Here is an 18372-nt window from a genome sequence, read left to right as displayed (position 1 = left end):
TGCCGCGTCACCGCCTGTTTTTTGAGATCGGGCGAAACCCGTTGTTGGTGAATCGCGCCAGTCATGAGATACTGTGTTTATTCATTGCGCTTATTTCAGGAGAAACACATGGATGTCGCCGAGCAGATCGACGGTGTTGTGATCGGCCTGTTTCTGGGCTTTGAGAATGAAAAACCACTGGTCGTCTTTCCCTCAAACCCAGAGGACCACGCGCTGCCTGCGCGCGCGCTTTGTGCGCTAAGTGCCGAGGATGCCGGTTGCGAAGTGGCGCTGCTGTTCGAAGACGGTGCCCGAACGCGCCCCTTGATCATTGGCCGCATCGTTGAACCTGCCCGCCAGCCGACCCCGCACATTCAACGCGATGGCGAAACGGTGCGGATCTTTGCCGAGAAACGGATTGAATTGCGGGTCGGAAAATCCGCGATCATCATGGACAAGGACGGGCACATCACCATCCGTGGCGAAAACCTTGTCAGTCACGCTTCGCGCGCCAACCACATTCGCGGCGGGTCGGTGAATCTGAACTGATGGCTGTTCCGGTCCTCACGCATATCGTGCGTCAGCATGCGGAAGAGGCCGCGCATCTGTGGTGCCAATATGACTTCCATCTGCTGAACCCCGATGACAACCCGGACATGGATGCCGAGCGCCTTGGACGGTTGATCGAACGGCTGGATGCGCACATTGACGGGGTGCGCATTGCAGGCGACGACGGGCGCGCCATTGCCGAGGAACGTTTTGCCGATTTTCCAGAAGCCGGTGAATTGTTTGTACTGCGGATGCTGCAACCCGAGGCGCTGCACCTGACCATGGCGGATATCGACCCGGTCAAGGTGCGCGAATATCTGACCGACAAATTGGGCCGCCTGAACGCTTTCGGGTCTGGCCCCTAGGCATTCTCGATGTCTGAAAGATCGGTCAGCGACCAGCCGTCAGAGGTGAAACGGAAAATGCCGCGCCGGTCGATGGCCCAAAGAACCCCGCCCGTGGAAACAAGCTGCAACAGATTGTCAGGTTCGCGCGCGCATCCCGTGACCACCGGCGTAAGCTCATCCCCTTCGCAAGTGTACAGGGACGGCCCGAAAAATCCGGGGTACTCCGCCGCCCCGATATAGCGCAGCCCCTTGTGCAGTGCAGTCATGTGAAGCGCGCGCTCCGGGTTCTGGAAGATGCGTTCGAAACCACTGTCCAATGTGCCGCGGAAAATCTCGGCAATGGGTGAATCCCCGCATAGAACTGCCTGGTCCCCTTCGACGCTGCCGGTCACAAGCCGCGCGCCGCTGTCCAACCGCATCTCTTCACGCCCGTCTGCGCCGATCTTCACGACACGGCCCAATGCGCCCAGAAAATAGTGGTCGCTCCCCACGGCAATAGCCTTGTAGAAATGCGGGTACTTGAAGATGTGTTCCTTGCGTGCAGGCGTTGTGCGGGCCACATAATCGGCCGCTGTCTCGGTCTCGCCGCGCGGCTGGCGTTCGGGCAGCGGCGCTGAGGTGATCAGCGCTGACCACTCGAAAGTGTTCATATCGTAATACCAGACCTTGCCGTTGCTGCACGACAGGTAATAGCGCCCGCCTATTTGGGTCACATCGAAAATGGATATGCCCTCTTCGGGCATGGGTGCCTTGCCAATGGATTGGTCCTTGAGGAAAACGATATACAAGTTGTCCTTGGCAAGTATCCAAGCGTCGTTCGTATCTGGGTTAATGGTGGCCGAATAGGCAATGCCGCCACCCGGTGTGGTGAAACTGGTCACCTGGAATGGATCGAAATCTATATAGTGGCAGCCCCAGATGCCTGGCTCGGGAGCCTCCATTTCATCCACACCGCTCGCAAACTCGGCCTTGTCCGCCGCAACGAACGCGCTGTCGTCCAGTGCAAAGGCGCTATGGTCGTCTATCGGAATTGCATACATGGAATTGCCAATCTCGTTAGGGTCAGGGGCGACAGTGCGCGCAAAAGGGGCCGTCGGCTAGGCTTTGGTCAGTCTTGTCCCGAGGTTTGCAATCGCATTCTCGGATGGCGCTTTTTTAACTTTGCAGGTTGGTTCGGGCTTTTTGGCCATCGCTTCGGCAAATTGGTTTTCGATGCATTCCTTTGCCGTGTCCGCGCAGTCCTTCTTGATAATCGAATGCTCGTAGGCGTCGATCTCGTCCAGCAGTTGGGAAGATGTCTCGACCGCCTTGCTGATGGTGATTTCCGCATCCCCGACACGACCTTCAAACTGGTGCAGAAAGCCGTGTCCACGCTGCCCCGCAAAAGACGGAGCACCGTTGTCCGCAGCCCACTTGTCCGCTTTCTCCTGTGTGGAGTTGCGGGGCGGTGACCCGACAGAATACCCGCCAACGCAGATACAGCACCCTTCACCGACCGTTGGATAGCTGCTATCCCGTCGGTCGCTCTTGTCCCCCAGCGCGCTCAGTGCGTCGGCGTTTTTTCGTGTGCTGGTCTCAACCCGAAGCATCTGGTCAGGCACGACATGGTGCGCCTGCCCGCCCCTGTCGTTACACTCTTTGTGAATGGTGTCATATTGACCAACCAGGCAATCAATATCATCGCTGAATCCAAGACCACCGGGCGTGCCGACTTTGGGCATTGGCGGTGTGTTCGGCGCGGTGCCGTGGTTGCCCGTCGAGATGTCAGAGAAGCGCGTAAGGTTCTTGCCCTCGGCCTTCACGTCCATCGAGAACGCCTGTGAATAGCTTTTTCCGGTGTTCTTGGAACTCACGACCCCCTTTTTGGCCGCTGCACCCGCCTCGTCTCCCGTGGTCTTGGTGAAATAGGAGACATTCTTTTGGTTGATCGTCTTGCCGCCGATCTTGACGGTGCCGGTGCCCTTGTCCGTGTCGCTGTCAAAGCCGAAGTTGGGATAGGGAATGGGCACGCCGGGTGGGGTTGGCGGCGCTTCGGGCGGGGTCATGCAGACGTCGGGAAAGGCTGCGATGACCTTGTTGGCCTGCGCCTTGCACGACACTTCGAGGTTGTTGGCAAAAACGGTCATGCGGCCTGCCTTTCACGTCGTGCCGATTGCAAAACGGCTGCACCACAGGCGCCGGTGTCGCCTGTTGCCTCGATCAGGACCACGGCGCCCGGCTGATACCCCCGCTCGAACGCGATAAGCGCCCAGCCTACCATCAGCGGCACAATCGCGGCACCGACGTTGCCGATGCAATCGGTTGGCGACCAGATGGGCGTCACCTCGCGGTGCATCCGCATCGTGCGCTGCATCGCCAGCGCACTTTGTTTGAAAAAATAGGCCTCGCCCGTCAGATCGGTGACGCGGAAATCCATATGGCCGAAATCGGTGTAGCCGGCAGCGCTCATTGCATCGCGATAGGCTTGCGCCATCGCCTCGCCCCGCAACGGGATATCTTCGGGATTATACAGATAGGCCTGCTCGCGCGTCAGCCCCAGACCGCCAAGGGCAAAATGGCGGGGCGGGCCTGCCTCGCACAGGATTGCGGCAGCGGCTTCACCCGGTATGAAACCGTTAGCGACACCTTTGCACAACAGCCGCTGGTTCTGCTGATAATGGGCAATGCTTGACGCCGTCAGCAGACTGTCCACCCCCACGATCAGGGCGTGCTCTGCCTCGCCGCGCTGGAACATCCGCCGCACGCGTTCCAATGCAACGATCCCCGAGGGGCGCCCGTGCCGGACAACATGCAGCTTGGTGGTGGCGGCCAGCCCAGCGTAGCGCAACACCATTTGCCCGAAGGTTTGCGGGTCACGAACCGGCGTGCCGGGATGGGTCTCTTCTGCCAGACACAGGATGATTTGCAGGTCCGCAACCCTGTGCCGATGGTCGTCCAATGCGTCGACAATCGCCCCCGCCGCCAGATGGGCCAGACGCTTTGCCCCGATCCACGCGCGGGGCAGTGGCACTGCGGCCCCGATCAGCCAGTCGTCCCCCGGCCCCGGAAACAGAGTCTCGGCAAAGCCGTCGACGCCCGCGCGCAGTGCCGCCGCCGTCGCCGCTGCCGACAGGCCGACGGCTGTTACCATACCCGTACCGATGACGTTGACAGTATTGCTCAAGCGTCCTCCTCCTCGGTGCGTTTGGCTGCGGGCCTGATATAACGCTTACCGCTTTGCCGCGCGCGAAGCAGGCCCGGCGGCGGCGTGCCGATCCAGGCCTCGGTGAATTCGGTGATAAGCCGTTTGATCGGCACATCCACGCGCCAGACCATCGACAGCCGACGCACCTCTGTATCGAACAGCAATGTGTCGGGAAAAAGCACCCCGTCAAAGGCGGTCTGCGCCCCCCGGAACAACTGCAACGGCAGCGCCGGGTCGGGAAGGTTAAACGCCTCGCGTCCCGAAGGTGTCAGGTTCAGCAGCGTCACCTCAAGTGGACGCTGCGGCTTGTCGATTTGCTGGTCGGTGCCAACCTGCTGGTAATACCGGTCGTCGAAATCCGCAGGCAGAAAGGGAAAAACAGTGTCCAGCCAGTTGTCGTCATAGGTGCCCCCATGAACCAATCTGTCGCCCCGCCCCCGCCATATGGGTCCCAATGCCATAGGACGATAATCCTCGTAGGGCGATGTCACCGGTTCGGACACCTCTTCGGTCAGCGGCAAGGGCTGGCCCGACAGTTGCGCCTGATTGCGAAAAGAGGCAAAGCCGCGCCCGTGCGGATTGTCCATATAGGCCGGCGGCTTGGGATCGTCGGGGTTCAGCCTGTCAACGCCGCCAAAGGCCGTGTCATAGCCAAAGGGCTGGCGCACGAAAGGATAAGGATCGGTGGCGCGGACCGATGGCCCCAACACGCGCCATTCGCGGTGCCCCACAACATGAAAGCTTTTTTGCCACCTGCCGACGCGCACCCCCACCTGCACGCGCGTCGCTTTCTTGCCACCGGGAACATAGGCGACCCCTTGCAGGACGACATCGCATTTCGGCTTTCGAAAGGCAAAATCCGTTTCCCACAACGTTGCTGAAAATCCGGGCTCGCCCGTCGCCTGATCCGCAAAGACAAAGGGCGTGTGTACCTCGGCTGGGGTCATCGGTGCCCCGCTGCGGGTTGGAAAATCAAAGCTGCCCTTGACCGTGAAGGTAAAATGCTCGCGCCCGGCAACATCGACACCCGTCGCATGTTGGTGCAGGTATCCGGGGCGATTGTAGACTTCCATCCTGGTGCCTCACTCGAAGCTGTAGCTGAAACCATCCGCACCGCCCGACACGGTAACCTTGTGCAGGTCACGGCCTTCCAGCCGATAGTTCAGAATGCGGCGTGAAAGCTCGGGCATAAGCGTATTTGTCAGGATCGCGTCGATCATGCGCCCGCCGCTCTCGATCTCGGTGCAGCGGTCCTTGATCACCTGCATCGCCCCGTCGCCAATCACCAGTTCCGCCCCATAGCCTTCGCCCAGACGTTTCGCGAGACTGCGCAGCTTGTGGGTGGCAATCGCTTCGATCATGACATCCGACAGCGGGAAATAGGGGATCGTCACAACCCGCCCCAGCAACGCCGCCGGAAACACATTCAGCAGGGGCGCGCGCAAGGCGGCGTTCAACTCGTCAATGTCGGCCCCCTTGGTGCCGTCGTCGGTCATGGCCATGATCTCGTCAGAGCCGACATTCGAGGTCAGCAGGATCAGCGTGTTCTTGAAATCAATCCGCCGGCCTTCGCTGTCATCCATCATGCCCTTGTCAAAAACCTGAAAGAAAATTTCATGCACGTCCGGGTGTGCCTTTTCGACCTCGTCCAGCAGGACAACCGAATAGGGCCTGCGCCGCACGGCTTCGGTCAGAATGCCGCCTTTGCCATACCCCACATAACCCGGAGGCGCGCCTTTCAGGGTGGACACCGTATGCGCCTCCTGAAATTCGCTCATGTTGATCGAAATAATGTTGTCTTCACCGCCGTACATCAACTCGGCCAGCGCCAGCGCTGTTTCGGTCTTGCCCACACCGGACGGGCCGCACAGCATGAACACCCCAACCGGCTTTTCAGGCGGCTTGAGACCCGCCGCAGAGGTCTGGATGCGGTTGGCGATCATTTCCATCGCATGATCCTGCCCCACCACTCGTTCGGCCAGCGTCTTGGCCAGCGTCAGCGCGCGCTCGGTCTGGCTGCTGAGCATCCGTCCCATGGGAATGCCCGTCCAGTCCTGCACCACGGACCCGACAGCAAGCCGGTCAACCGAGGGCAGTATCAGCGGAGTCTCGCCCTGCGCTTTCGTCAGGTCGGCCATGCGTGCCTTGAGTTTGGCAAGCGTCTCTTCGCGGTCAATCGGCTCTTTCACCTCGTCATCAGGTGCGCCCTCGGCTTCGGCCAGTTCCGCCATCTCTTCCACATCTGCGTCGCCCAGATCACCCGTCTCGTCGACGGCGGCACCAAGCCCCCGCAATTGGGCGCGCAGATCGAGAATTTCCGTCACGATCTCCTTTTCCGCCTCCCACCGAACATTTGCGGCATCAAAAACCACACCCGCATCGGCCAGGTTCGCCTCGACCGCCGCTTTGCGCTCGGCCACTTCGACGCCAATGGCCTCTTCGCGCTCGATGATGCCCTGTTCGATCTGCAAAGCATCCAACCGCCGCTGTGCATCCTCGACTTCCGCAGGTGTTGCGTGCTGGCTGACCGCGACCCGCGCACAGGCGGTATCAAGCAGGCTGATCGCCTTGTCGGGCAACTGACGGCTGGGGATATAGCGGTGCGACAGCTTTACGGCCGCTTCGATAGCCTCGTCCAGCAGTTCGACCTGATGGTGCTTCTCCAGCACGCCCGCGATGCCGCGACACATCAAGATCGCTTTCGCCTCGTCCGGCTCTTCGACCTTCACCACCTGAAACCGGCGTGTCAGCGCCGGGTCCGGCTCGATGTGCTGCTTGTATTCCGCCCATGTGGTCGCTGCGACCGTGCGCAATTCGCCGCGCGCAAGTGCCGGTTTCAGCAAGTTCGCCGCATCGCCCGTTCCGGCAGAGCCCCCTGCCCCGATCAGCGTGTGCGCCTCGTCGATGAACAGGATGATCGGTGTATCGCTTGACTGCACCTCTTCAATCACGCTTTTCAGGCGCTTCTCGAATTCACCCTTTACCGAGGCCCCGGCCTGCATCAGGCCAATGTCCAGCATATGCAGATCGACGTTGCGCATTTGCGGCGGCACATCGCCCTTTGCCAACCGCTGCGCGAACCCTTCGACCACCGCTGTCTTGCCCACGCCCGCCTCGCCGGTCAGGATCGGATTGTTCTGCTTGCGCCGCATCAGGATGTCGACAATCTGGCGAATCTCCGGATCGCGGCCCACCACCGGGTCCATTTTGCCCTGACGCGCGCGCTCGGTCAGGTTGGTGGCATAGAGCGCCAAAGCGGATTTGCCCCCCGGTGCCTTCTTTGCACCCGGTGCGGCAGGCGCGGACGCATCGGCGCTGCGTTCGATCGAATTGGCCAGCAGATTGTCCAGATCGGACGCCATCGCATCCGCATCGAACTTGTCAAACTCCAGCGATATCTTGAACAGCAATCCCTCAAGCACCGGCACCTTCAGCGCTGCCAGCACCACATAGGCCGAGCGCACCGTGTCATCGGAAAATTCGAATGTGGCGTAATTCCAGGCCTCTTGAATCGCGCGGAAAATATGGTCCGAGAACTCTTCGACCGATCCCGCCCCGTGCGGCAACGCATCGGTGGCCTTCAGCACATCACCGTCGAATGTATGTCTGTCCACCCCTGCCGCATCCATCAGCAGCGCCAGATCGGATCCGTCCGTATCGGCAAGTGCGGTGACGAAATGCACCAGCTCAACATATGGGTTCCCGCGCCGCTTTGCCGCTTGGGCCGCTTCCGAAAATCCCTTGAGGCAGGTCGGGTTGAGCTTGCCGACAAGCTCCTTGCGCTTGATCGTTTCGTTGGAACCGCGGGCAGCCATGGCAGAACCTCCATTTTGAAATGCGATAAAAAAACAAAACACAAAAACGGTCAAAATAGACACACCACCTATGCTAGACTGATTTTAAATTTGAATCGACATTTTTAGCAACTTAAGCCCCGCGAGGCCTATCCATGACCGACCCAAGGCCTTCTGACATTTTTGCAGCCGGGCAAGTCCTTAATAATACATATGAAATCAAGGCCATTCTCGGGCGAGGCGGCACTGGTGAAGTCTACCTTGCCGTCAACCAGATCACCGAACGGCTCTCTGCGATCAAAGCGCTTAACGCGCGGTTCTCCGGGAATGCCGATTACCTCGAACTGATGAAGCGCGAGGAACAGATGCGCAACATCGTGCATGACGCGGTGGTACGCTATTCGGAATGCTCGCGGACCGATGCGGGGCATGTGTTTCTGGTCATGGATTTTGTGGACGGGACCGCCCTGAGCGATCTGATGTTCCAGCAGCGGCTGAGCGATCAGAAACTGCTGATCATCGCGCACCGTGTCCTGAGCGGGCTGGAGGCTACCCATGCACAAGGCATCGTGCACCGTGACCTGTCACCCGACAACATCATCCTGCGCGACGGCGCGGCCGAGCGCGCGACCATCATCGACTTTGGCATCGCCAAAGATACCGCTGCGGGGGCGCATACCATCGTGGGCACGAATTTTGCGGGCAAATATGAATATGCCGCCCCCGAGCAACTGGACGGGCACGCCGATTTTCGCACCGACCTTTATGCGCTTGGAGCCTCGTTGCTGGCCGTCGCGCGGCGCGAAGTCCCGGATGTAGGCACCAACCCCGGCGAGGTCGTCCGGTTCAAGAAGGAACCGCTGGACCTCTCGGGCATCGAAAGCCCCCTGCGCGATCTGATCGCCTTGCTCAGCGCACCGGACCCAAAGGACAGACCCGCCACAGCGCGTGCCGCGCTGGAGGTACTGGATGGATGGCTGAAGCCCGACAGCCATAAGGCGACGACAAAGCGCGCGCGCAAATCGGGCGGCAAGGGCCTTGTGATCGGCGCTGTGGCGCTTGTGGTTGCGGGCGGGGTCGCTTTTGTCTCGGGTGCGTTTGAAAGCCTGATGAGACCTGCGCTGCCGCTGGTGTCTCCTTTTACGTTGACCGCGACACCGCAGGTGCTGACCGGCCATGCGCCCGATACCGACAGCGCAGATCTGCTGCGTGCAGCCTTTGCCGGCAGTACGGGCAATACCCCGCCGCCGGACGCCGTGACCCTGGCCACAGGTCAACCCGATCCGGCATGGCCCGAGCAGGTGGCCGAACTGCTTACCCTCGCGCAGCCGCTCAGCGACTGGCAGATCGACATTGCGGACACCGATGTTCAGATCACTGCCCTGGCGCCCGACAGGCCCACGCGCGACGCGATGAACGGGGCCTTGCGCGATTGGGCCGCACGCAGCGGCATGATGCTGACATCAAAGGTTCTTGCCGGCCCCGAGATACTGAACACAGGCGCGCTGGCCGCCATATTGGGAGAGCAGTCTACCTGCGGCCCCCTGGAGGTGCTGGGGGACACTGACGGTCAGTTTGCCATGTTCGACACCGTCACTGTCACAGGCGATGTTGCGAATGCCCGCGACATCGACGCCGCCCGCGCGGCCCTGCTGCCGATGATTGGCGAGCGTGATCTGCGGCTGGAAGCCACCGTGCTCAACCCCGACCTTTGCGCCATCCGCGCGGTGCTGCCCCCGTCGACGCCGGGCGCGGTGTCAATCTGGCTGGGCCGGGGCAGCAGCGGCGACGCGGCCCTGACCGGCGTCTACCACACCGGCGAAAACCCTGTCGTGGACATTCAGCTGCCGGCCACCATCACCGGCGCTTCGTTGTGGGTCATGGTGATCGACAATACCGGAAAAGTGTTCAACATTCTGCCCAACATCAACCAGACCGAACACCTGATCGACAATCTGGGAGAGGTGGCGAACGGGCTGCGCCGGGTGCGTGTGCTGTGGCCGATCGAAGCCCTGGCCGAGGACTCCTCGCGGCTGGCAATCGAGGTGGATTCCGACAATTACGGCAAATCGGAAGTGCTCGCGATCCTCTCGCGCAGCCCGTTGTTTGACCTGCGTCGGCCCCGCGCCGAAAGCGTCACATCGCTGGCCGAGGCGCTTTCGGAAACACTTGAGGGACGCGAGGGGGAAATCATCGGCGTTGCGGCACGGATCATTGACGCGCGGGAATAAGGCCGCGCGCCTATTGCAGAACCGCAGGCTTGAACCCGCCGTTGCGCCATTTCTCCAGCGCCGCGGTGAAATTCGATCCGGGCAAGCCGTCGATGGCCGCGGTGTAATATCCGGCCTCCTTAAGCAATCCCTGAACCGCGCGGATGGTCTGCGGCGTCCACTGGTCTGTGTCTGTGCTCAGCTGTTGCACAACCTCTCCGCGGTCTTCGGCTGCACCGCGCAGCAACATGATCGCGGCCGACTGCGGATCACGCGGCACGCCGCGTCCCTCGTCCAGCAGGATTGCCGCCGCACGAAAGCCCTCGGGCTCCCCGTCCTGCGCCGCCTTGCGGAAATAGGCCAATGCTTCTTCCGGGCCCGCGCCAACGCCATCCTGCGCCAGAACCCCAAGGTTGAAGGTTGCCTTGGCCGACCCTTCGTTCGAGGCGCGCTGTAACAAGGCCAGCGCGCGGGGCTGATCCGCGCCGGTCTCCAGCAAGGTGATCGCCAGATTGATCATCGCATCGTGGCTTCCCCCCTGTGCTGCACGTTCATAAAGCGCAAGCGCGCGCGCCGGGTCCTGCGGTACAGCGGCGCCGCGTTCGGTCAATTGGGCAAGGCTGACCATAGCACGCAGATCACCCCGCTCTGCCGCATTGACGTAAAAGACCACCGCCCGTTCCAGATCTCCCGATGCCGCAGTCGCGCGCGCCAGAAGGGCCGTGTAATGGGGCAGCTCCGGCTGGCGCGAAGCGGCTGCACTGCACGCCTGAATGGCCGCAAATGCGTTCTGTTGCAGCCGCGAAAAGGGCACACCGCGATTTTCTGCCGTGGCATCGCGGGGATGGGTTGCCAGACGCTCGCAAATCTTGCCCGGTGCCGCATCCTCGGGACGCGGCAGGTTGCTGAGCAGCCGCTGCGCTTCTGCGCGGTTGTCCGCATCCGGGTAGCGCTCGATATAAAGCTCAAGCAGCGGGCGCATCCGGCTGCGTCGCGCAAGCTCCCACCAGCGCTGCGCCCTGGCATCCTCGTCCACCGCCCCCAGCGCCCGCGTCCGCGTGCCCGTATCCAGAAAGGCCAGTGCTTCCTGGGCATGGGCCCCCTCAGGATATCGATCAAGATACAGCGCCAGAAGTTCACCGTCACGCTCGTCCACCGCGATCTGGTAAAGCATGCTCTCTTCCGAGATCGTCTCGGGGTTGGTGTTGAACTGGAACGTGCGCGTCAGCGACGAGTTTTCCCACGGGATCTGCTTGCCCCCCGTCGCCGCCAGCACATCGCGCCGCACGCCAATCATCATCTGCGCCACCTCTTGTCCGGGGGTGTAGATGTGGTGCAGCACCGCTTCGGTGAAAAAGCTGTTACGTCCGGTGCCGTCATAGGCCACATTGTCCGGCTGCGTGGCGTAGGAGAACAGAAAATTCGCCGCCGTCCCCACACGGGCCAGCCCGGTGCCCAAACGCGGGTCATCCACGACGGTGCCAAAAGGATTGTCGCGACAGGCATCCAGAAACACCAGCTTTACCCCGTCCGAACGCTCCATGACCTGCAAAAGCCGGTCCAGAAGCATGGTCTGCGAGGCCACATCCGCCGCCGACCCGATCGCGGCATCCGTCGGCACAAGATAGTTGCGCCCGTCCACCTGAAACCCGTGACCTGCATAATACAGCAGGACCACATCCGCGCTTTCGGCCTTTGTGCCAAAAGTCTCGATCAATGTCCCGAACCGTTCCCGCGTGACATCAATCTCCAGCATCACGTCAAAGCCCAATCCCTCCAACGCCACCGAGATATCCAGCGCATCGTTGCGCGGGTTATCCAGCGCGCTGATCCGCGTGTAGGTCGAATTGCCAATCACCAACGCCAGACGCGTCTCGGCCCACGCAGCGCCCGTTAGCCAAAACGCGAGAAGCAGCGCAAGCCGAAGCATCACAGACCCGTGGCGCGGCTAAGCTCGATCCCGGCGTTGTCGATGGCGGCCGCGACAGTGACAATCGTTGCGCGCTGCACTGCGGCCAGCTCGGGATCTTCCGCGCGGACAAGCGAGATGGACTTGCGGATTTCACCGGCTGCCGTGTCAAGCGCTGCACGCGCCTCGCCAAAGGCATCCCGCGCAATCTGCTCGCGCTGCGCCTGGGATGTGGCCCCTGCCAGACGTCGTTCTGCACGGATGCGCGCCTGCGCAACACTGCGCTGTGCATCGCGAATGATACGCGCCACATCCTGCATGGCAGGTGGCAGATCGGTCGAAATCGCGTCCAGCTCATTGGCAAAATCATTCAGCGCATCCGACAGGCACGCCATGTAGCGTGTCACGTCGTCAGAACTCTCGTTGCACCCGGCTGCCGCAACTTCAAAAGATGTCGACAGGCCCTGGACAACCTGCAAGGTCTCGCGCGCAGCGCGCAGCGCCGATCCGTTGCCCGCCGATGCAGGCGCGGACGCAACAGGCCCGCCACCCGGCACGGTCAGCACAATCGTATCCGTCGGATTGGGCAACCCAAAGGACGCTGTTGCCGAGCTTATGGTCGGTTCACTGGTGATTGGCGCCGTCCGTTCAACGGTCAGCGTGCCATCCGTAAAACGGATATCGTAGTTTTCGAGTCCCGACCCCTCAGGCGAACCCGCCACAATGGCATATGGACTGTCAGCCGCAGACGCTTGCGCGGCGGCACCGTCACTGCTCAGGTCCACACGCGTTACCGTGTCACCGAACAGCAGCCCATCGGCTGAGAATTCAGTACCTGCAAATGTCAGGACCGACCCTTCTGTCTTGGTGGCATCATCCGCCGTCAGCTCAAGCGGCGCGCGGGTCACGTCCAGCGTGCCGTCCAGAATGGCGATGTCATAATTGTCCGTGCGTGTCCCGCTCACCGGCGCGCTGCCGGTGATTGCAAACGGCCCGTCCGCCACCTGCGCATCTGCCGCCGCACCCGCCGAGGCGATCCCGATGCTGTCCACGCTGTCGGCAAAGAACAACGCCCCGCCGGTCACTGTGAACTCGGTGCCGTCAAAGGACAGCGCCGTGCCGTAGGTCTTGGTGGCGTCATTCACCGTCAGCTCCAGCGGTGCCCGCGTCACGTCCAGCGTGCCGTCCAGAATGGCGATGTCATAGTTGTCCGTGCGTGTCCCGCTCACCGGCGCGCTGCCGGTGATTGCAAACGGGCCGTCCGCCACTTGCGCATCTGCCGCAGCGCCCGCCGAGGCAATCCCGATGCTGTCAACGCTGTCGGCAAAGAACAACGCCCCGCCGGTCACCGTGAACTCGGTGCCGTCAAAGGCCAGCGCGGTGCCGTAGGTCTTGGTGGCGTCATTCACCGTCAGCTCAAGCGGTGCGCGGGTCACGTCCAGCGTGCCGTCCAGAATGGCGATGTCGTAGTTGTCGGTCCGCGTCCCCGTCACCGGCGCACTGCCGGTGATCGCAAACGGCCCGTCCGCCACTTGCGCATCCGCCGCAGCACCCGCCGAGGCAATCCCGATGCTGTCCACGCTGTCGGCAAAGAACAACGCCCCGCCGGTCACCGTGAACTCGGTGCCGTCAAAGGCCAGCGCCGTGCCGTAGGTCTTGGTGGCGTCATTCACCGTCAGCTCAAGCGGTGCCCGCGTTACGTCCAGCGTGCCGTCCAGAATGGCGATGTCGTAGTTGTCGGTCCGCGTCCCCGTCACCGGCGCGCTGCCGGTGATCGCAAACGGCCCGTCCGCCACCTGCGCATCCGCCGCAGCGCCCGCCGAGGCAATCCCGATGCTGTCAACGCTGTCGGCAAAGAACAACGCCCCGCCGGTCACCGTAAACTCGGTCCCGTCAAAGGCCAGCGCCGTGCCGTAGGTCTTGGTGGCGTCATTCACCGTCAGCTCAAGCGGCGCGCGGGTCACGTCCAGCGTGCCGTCCAGAATGGCGATGTCGTAGTTGTCGGTCCGCGTCCCCGTCACCGGCGCACTGCCGGTGATCGCAAACGGCCCGTCCGCCACTTGCGCATCTGCCGCAGCGCCCGCCGAGGCGATCCCGATGCTGTCGACACTGTCGGCAAAGAACAACGCCCCGCCGGTCACCGTAAACTCGGTGCCGTCAAAGGACAGCGCCGTGCCGTAGGTCTTGGTGGCGTCATTCACCGTCAGCTCCAGCGGTGCGCGGGTGACGTCCAGCGTGCCCTCGACAAAGCTGATGGCGTAGTTTTCAAGACCGCTCCCGGCAATACCGCCCGTGTTTTCAATAGTATAAGGACCATCGCCAACCTGGGCGTCTGCCACGCTTCCCGCTGATGAAAGCCCTATGGTGTCAACACTGTCGGCGAAGAAAAGCGTCCCCCCCGTCACTGCAAACTCGGTCCCATCAAAGGTCAGTGCCGTGCCATAGGTCTTGGTCGCGTCGTTTGCGGTCAGTTCCAAGGGCGCAGGTGTAATATCGACGCTGCCGCTCAGAGCAACCACAGACCAAGTGCGCGCGGTCGAGCTGGTCAGCGGGCTGGTATCAACGCTGAACGCCTGCGTCCCGACGGTTTCATCCGCAAAGGTCAGCGTGTCAAATACAGGCGCCGTATCCAGCGTTTCCCCTGTATCGGCAAAGACATAGACCTCCGGTCCCCCTGCAATTGATCCTGTCGCCGTCGCGCCCGTCGTTTCGCCATATGTCAGATCCAGCGGATCGGGCATTGCAAAGATCACCCGGTCGATGGTGTAGATGGCAGGATCAGTGCCAGTGCCGCCCGGCGCCCAGACATCTGCAAAATCCCAGCCCGCCGCACCGGCCAGGGCAAAGAATCCATCCGTGTCCCTGAATTGCGCCGTGGTCAGGCCGAAACCCAGCTCTGCCAGACCGCCATCCGCCTGTCCGCTGCGCTCTGTATCCCAGTAAGACGCGGTGACCACCGTCTGACCGAACGTCGCGGGAGGCGTATTCACACCGATCAGCCCACCCGTTTGCGCGGCTCCCGCGCCATTGGCGGAAACTAATCCTGTGGCATAGGTGTTCGTGATCGCACCCGAAGTGGTCACGCCCACCAACCCGCCAACCTGTTGCCCGACGCCTGACGTGCTGACCACGCTGCCGCCCGCATAGCTGTTCAAGATCTGACCGAATGAGTTATAGCCAGTATGACCCCCCATGCGAATTTGAACATCATCCGAAGATACAAGCACATCGCCCCGCGCTGCTGTGCGGTTCATGTCATTTGTGGACGCACCCGCGAACCCGCCAATGTCCGCCTGCTGTGGCGTCGATGCGTCTCCCCTGGCAAAAACCGGCGCCGTGAAGCCCACGGAACCGGATGCAAAGGCATCTACGATCGTTCCATCATTCAGGCCCGCAAAACCGCCCACTTCGCTGTCCTGTGTCGCCTCGACAGATACAGCGCCCGTTGCATACGAGCGTGCAATCTGGCCTTCGCCACTGCCCTCGGTCTCGCCCGAGTTCAGGCCGACGAATCCGCCAACCCGCGTGGGCACGCCCCGCGAGCTGACCGTGACATCCCCCGTCGCGATGTTCGCATTGGCGGGACCGTTATTCCTGCCGAACATGCCTCCGACAGTGGCCAGGCGGAAACTTTCGGAGTCCGAGATGGAATTGACCGTCACATTCCCGGTCGCCACGTTGTTGTCGACCGGTCTGACAAGCGTGCTTGTATTGGCCCCGATCAACCCGCCGACAGTCATAAACCCGCCCGCGTTGGATACAGACACCGTTCCGTTTGACTGCGTCCCCGTCACGGTGCCGATGTTTGAGCCGACCAGTCCACCTGCGATGGCCGTATCAAGGCTTGTATTGCGGATTGTGACATTCATCGCACTCGTGCTGTCGGTGATGCCCTCCAGCGACAGGTTTCTGCCGGCGAGACCGCCCGCAACAAGTGTCGCGCCCTCGGCGGTCGACTGTAGCGCGCCTTGCGTGCCGACCGTTGTCATGACACCGCGGTTCGTACCCACGGCGCCGCCAATATCGCGGCTGCCAAAGACCGCTCCGGTCTCGGTGATCTGGGCATTGACCGTGCTGTCGCTGACGGTGCCCAGGTTGTTGTTGCCGACCAGCCCGCCGGCACTCAGGCTGCTTTCGCCTGCACCACTTAAGTCAAGGGTTCCGGTGAAGCTGCTGTTGCTCAGCGTTGAGGCGGCATTGCGCAATTCGCCCACAATGCCACCAGCCACAGTCGCACCCTGCGCCGTAATGGCGCCGCTGACCTGAACGTTGTCAATCTGCGTATCAATGGCCAATGCCACCAACCCGCCTGTGTCGGCGTTCCCCGCAATCGACACATTGTTCAGCGTCAGATTGCTGATCTGTGCGCCGCGCGTCAGCGCGAACATCCCCGCCGTCGTTACATCCTGCGTCAGCCCGTCAATGCTGTTGCCCTGACCGTCAAGGCTGCCGCTGAAACCGGTAAATCCCAGCCCCTCGATCCCGACGAACCCTTCGCCGCCGTTCCATCCGGCTGTCTGGGTGGCGTCAATGGGACCGGCAAGCGTAAAGTTCTGATCCAGAAGCGTCTGCGAACCGATGCCCTGCACACCGTAGATGTCAGCCAGCGCATAGGGCAATGCAACGGTGCCATCCCCGCTTAGCGCACGCAGGAAACTGGTATCCACCGATTGTGTCAGCTGGAAATCTTGCGCAGAAAAGGCAGGCAGTGTTGCCGCAATCTGGGACCAGTCCCCTTGGACCAAGCTGAATTGGTTGACGTTGACCGTGCCCGCCGCATCCGTGGTGATCGTGCCGCCCGCGCTGATCTCAAAATCACCTGCCGCATTGTTCACCGCAGCATTCAGCACGACGTTTCCAACGGCCTCGAATGCCAGCTGTGTCGCCGCAGTCCAATTGATGTCGGCGGCCACGGTGATGTCGCCGTTCTGAACCCCGTCCGCGCCGGTATTGACGACAACGTTGGTCGTTTCCAGATTGCCGACAAGCTCTGCGACGTTCAAAACGGAATCGTCCGCCGTCGGCGTGTAGACACCGCAACAAAAGGGTGGTTCCGAGCTGGGATCGCCCGAGATGACAACGTTGCGTGGATCAAGCAGCAGCGTGCCTGCGCGCCCCTCAGGGGCCAGTGTATTGACACGGCCAGTGAAGGCCAGCGTGCGCTTTCCCGACACTTCCACAGACCCGCCGTCGCCGCCCTCGGCACCGCCGCGCGCGGAAATAAAGCCGTCAAAGGCGGTCACATCGTCAGACCACAGGATGACCTGTCCCCCGTCGCCGGACTGGCCTGCATCCGCGGTAATCACCGTATCCGCATCAACACCCAGATACAGCGCATGGGGCAAGGTCCCCTGCCCCATGTAATCGCCCCCGATGCGGATCGTGCCACCGCCGTTTTCGCCGCTGGCCTCGATCCGTGCACCGGCCAGTTCGATCTGGTGGCCAATAATGGTCACATCGCCGCCGCCGCGCCGCGCCAGCGGCCGCTTGGACGTTTCCACGATGATATCGGGGCGCGACGGGGCGGCGCGTTGGGTGCTGACCCGGCCCGTCACCCTGACACGTCCGCCGTCACCGCCACCCAGAACAATCGTGCCATTGTGCACCGAGACCGAGCGCGCCTCGGCCACGCCCGACAGGTTGATGGCATTGCGCGCCGCATCGCGCGCCGTGGCCGCGCGCATTTCGATAAGCCCGCCTTCTGCCGAAACCGTGCCCGAGTTTTCGATCAGCGCGCGCATCTCGTCGGTGTCGCCTTCGGAGGGCACTTCGACCTGCAAGAAACGATCGCCCGACAGATCAAGGGTGGCCCGCTCGCCGCCCCCGAACCCGATACGCCCCATCGGCACCATCACAAGCCCCGAGTTTGACACGCGCCCGCCCAGCAGGGCGGCAAACCCGCCACGCCCGATGACAACGCGGCCCGCATTGCTGACCTCGGCCGAGGTGCCCAAACCATCGAACCGCAGACGGCCCGCCATAAAGTCGCTGTCTTTGGTGTCCAACGTCGACCCGACAAAGCCACCGCCCGCGCTGACCTCGCCCTGTTTGCCGATGATGAGCCCGTTGGGATTGACCACAAAGACCTGACCCGTGGCGCTTAAACGTCCGTGAATTTCACTGGTGGTGTCGCCGGTCACACGGTTGAGGATCGCACTGGATGTCGAGGGCTGCCGGATGTCGACCGAATTGCCCTGACCGATCGAAAACCCGTTCCAGTTCACAATCGCACGGTCGGTGGATTGATCCAGCACCATCGCACCCGGCGCTGGCGTGCCGATGGCCACCTGGCCCTGAACAACACTGCCACCCTGCGGCAGCGCGCCATCAGCAAAAACCGCATGTGGCGCAATCAACCCCAGGACCACAGCAGTCATGGGAGCAAGGCGCGTGCGGCCCC

At 62.0% G+C, this 18372-nt stretch carries 10 protein-coding genes; 3 read left to right on the top strand and 7 right to left on the bottom strand.

Annotated features, from left to right (window positions below):
• Window positions 1-108 precede the first annotated feature (108 nt).
• Window positions 109-528 carry a DUF6484 domain-containing protein gene (locus tag DSM107133_RS18500; RefSeq protein WP_114294692.1) on the top strand — a complete coding sequence of 140 codons (420 nt, stop codon included), beginning with the start codon at window positions 109-111 and terminating at the stop codon, window positions 526-528.
• Window positions 525-893, top strand: coding sequence for a hypothetical protein (locus DSM107133_RS18495; protein WP_114294691.1), 369 nt, complete (start codon window positions 525-527; stop codon window positions 891-893). The genes DSM107133_RS18500 and DSM107133_RS18495 overlap by 4 nt, the downstream gene beginning before the upstream one ends.
• Here the strand turns inward: DSM107133_RS18495 and DSM107133_RS18490 are convergent.
• From DSM107133_RS18490 to tssH, 5 genes are read right to left on the bottom strand one after another with little or no spacing between them, the layout of a single operon-like run.
• Window positions 890-1915 carry a hypothetical protein gene (locus DSM107133_RS18490; RefSeq protein WP_114294690.1) on the bottom strand — a complete coding sequence of 342 codons (1026 nt, stop codon included), beginning with the start codon at window positions 1913-1915 and terminating at the stop codon, window positions 890-892. The genes DSM107133_RS18495 and DSM107133_RS18490 overlap by 4 nt on opposite strands.
• Window positions 1916-1972: 57 nt before the next feature.
• Window positions 1973-3001 (bottom strand): DUF4150 domain-containing protein, encoded by a 1029-nt coding sequence (locus tag DSM107133_RS18485; RefSeq protein ID WP_114294689.1) that lies wholly within the window; start codon window positions 2999-3001, stop codon window positions 1973-1975.
• Window positions 2998-4038 carry a 3-oxoacyl-ACP synthase gene (locus DSM107133_RS18480; RefSeq protein WP_114294688.1) on the bottom strand — a complete coding sequence of 347 codons (1041 nt, stop codon included), beginning with the start codon at window positions 4036-4038 and terminating at the stop codon, window positions 2998-3000. Before DSM107133_RS18480 ends, DSM107133_RS18485 begins: the two co-directional genes overlap by 4 nt.
• Window positions 4035-5132 (bottom strand): DUF2169 domain-containing protein, encoded by a 1098-nt coding sequence (locus DSM107133_RS18475; RefSeq protein ID WP_114294687.1) that lies wholly within the window; start codon window positions 5130-5132, stop codon window positions 4035-4037. The genes DSM107133_RS18480 and DSM107133_RS18475 overlap by 4 nt, the downstream gene beginning before the upstream one ends.
• A gap of 9 nt (window positions 5133-5141) precedes the next feature.
• Window positions 5142-7874, bottom strand: coding sequence for a type VI secretion system ATPase TssH (gene tssH, locus DSM107133_RS18470; protein ID WP_114294686.1), 2733 nt, complete (start codon window positions 7872-7874; stop codon window positions 5142-5144).
• 134 nt (window positions 7875-8008) lie between these two features.
• Here tssH and DSM107133_RS18465 point away from each other — a divergent pair, with 134 nt between their 5' ends.
• Window positions 8009-10084 (top strand): serine/threonine protein kinase, encoded by a 2076-nt coding sequence (locus tag DSM107133_RS18465; RefSeq protein ID WP_114294685.1) that lies wholly within the window; start codon window positions 8009-8011, stop codon window positions 10082-10084.
• 10 nt (window positions 10085-10094) lie between these two features.
• Here the strand turns inward: DSM107133_RS18465 and DSM107133_RS18460 are convergent, their stop codons facing one another.
• On the bottom strand, window positions 10095-11993 hold the full coding sequence (locus DSM107133_RS18460; RefSeq protein ID WP_114294684.1) for a caspase family protein: 1899 nt from the start codon (window positions 11991-11993) through the stop codon (window positions 10095-10097).
• Complete coding sequence (locus DSM107133_RS18455) at window positions 11993-18349, bottom strand: MBG domain-containing protein (RefSeq protein ID WP_243253603.1); 6357 nt, start codon at window positions 18347-18349, stop codon at window positions 11993-11995. The genes DSM107133_RS18460 and DSM107133_RS18455 overlap by 1 nt, the downstream gene beginning before the upstream one ends.
• Between the last annotated feature and the right edge of the window lie 23 nt (window positions 18350-18372).

It is taken from the genome of Pseudosulfitobacter sp. DSM 107133 (assembly GCF_022788695.1).
Taxonomy (GTDB): Bacteria; Pseudomonadota; Alphaproteobacteria; order Rhodobacterales; family Rhodobacteraceae; genus Pseudosulfitobacter.
This window is presented reverse-complemented; position numbering and strand designations above follow the sequence as displayed.

Coding starts and splice junctions, on each gene's coding strand:
- DSM107133_RS18490 (WP_114294690.1), bottom strand. CDS start 1,915: ATGTATGCAATTCCGATAGACGACCATAGCGCCTTTGCACTGGACGAC.
- DSM107133_RS18465 (WP_114294685.1), top strand. CDS start 8,009: ATGACCGACCCAAGGCCTTCTGACATTTTTGCAGCCGGGCAAGTCCTT.
- DSM107133_RS18455 (WP_243253603.1), bottom strand. CDS start 18,349: ATGACTGCTGTGGTCCTGGGGTTGATTGCGCCACATGCGGTTTTTGCT.
- DSM107133_RS18485 (WP_114294689.1), bottom strand. CDS start 3,001: ATGACCGTTTTTGCCAACAACCTCGAAGTGTCGTGCAAGGCGCAGGCC.
- tssH (WP_114294686.1), bottom strand. CDS start 7,874: ATGGCTGCCCGCGGTTCCAACGAAACGATCAAGCGCAAGGAGCTTGTC.
- DSM107133_RS18475 (WP_114294687.1), bottom strand. CDS start 5,132: ATGGAAGTCTACAATCGCCCCGGATACCTGCACCAACATGCGACGGGT.
- DSM107133_RS18460 (WP_114294684.1), bottom strand. CDS start 11,993: ATGCTTCGGCTTGCGCTGCTTCTCGCGTTTTGGCTAACGGGCGCTGCG.
- DSM107133_RS18500 (WP_114294692.1), top strand. CDS start 109: ATGGATGTCGCCGAGCAGATCGACGGTGTTGTGATCGGCCTGTTTCTG.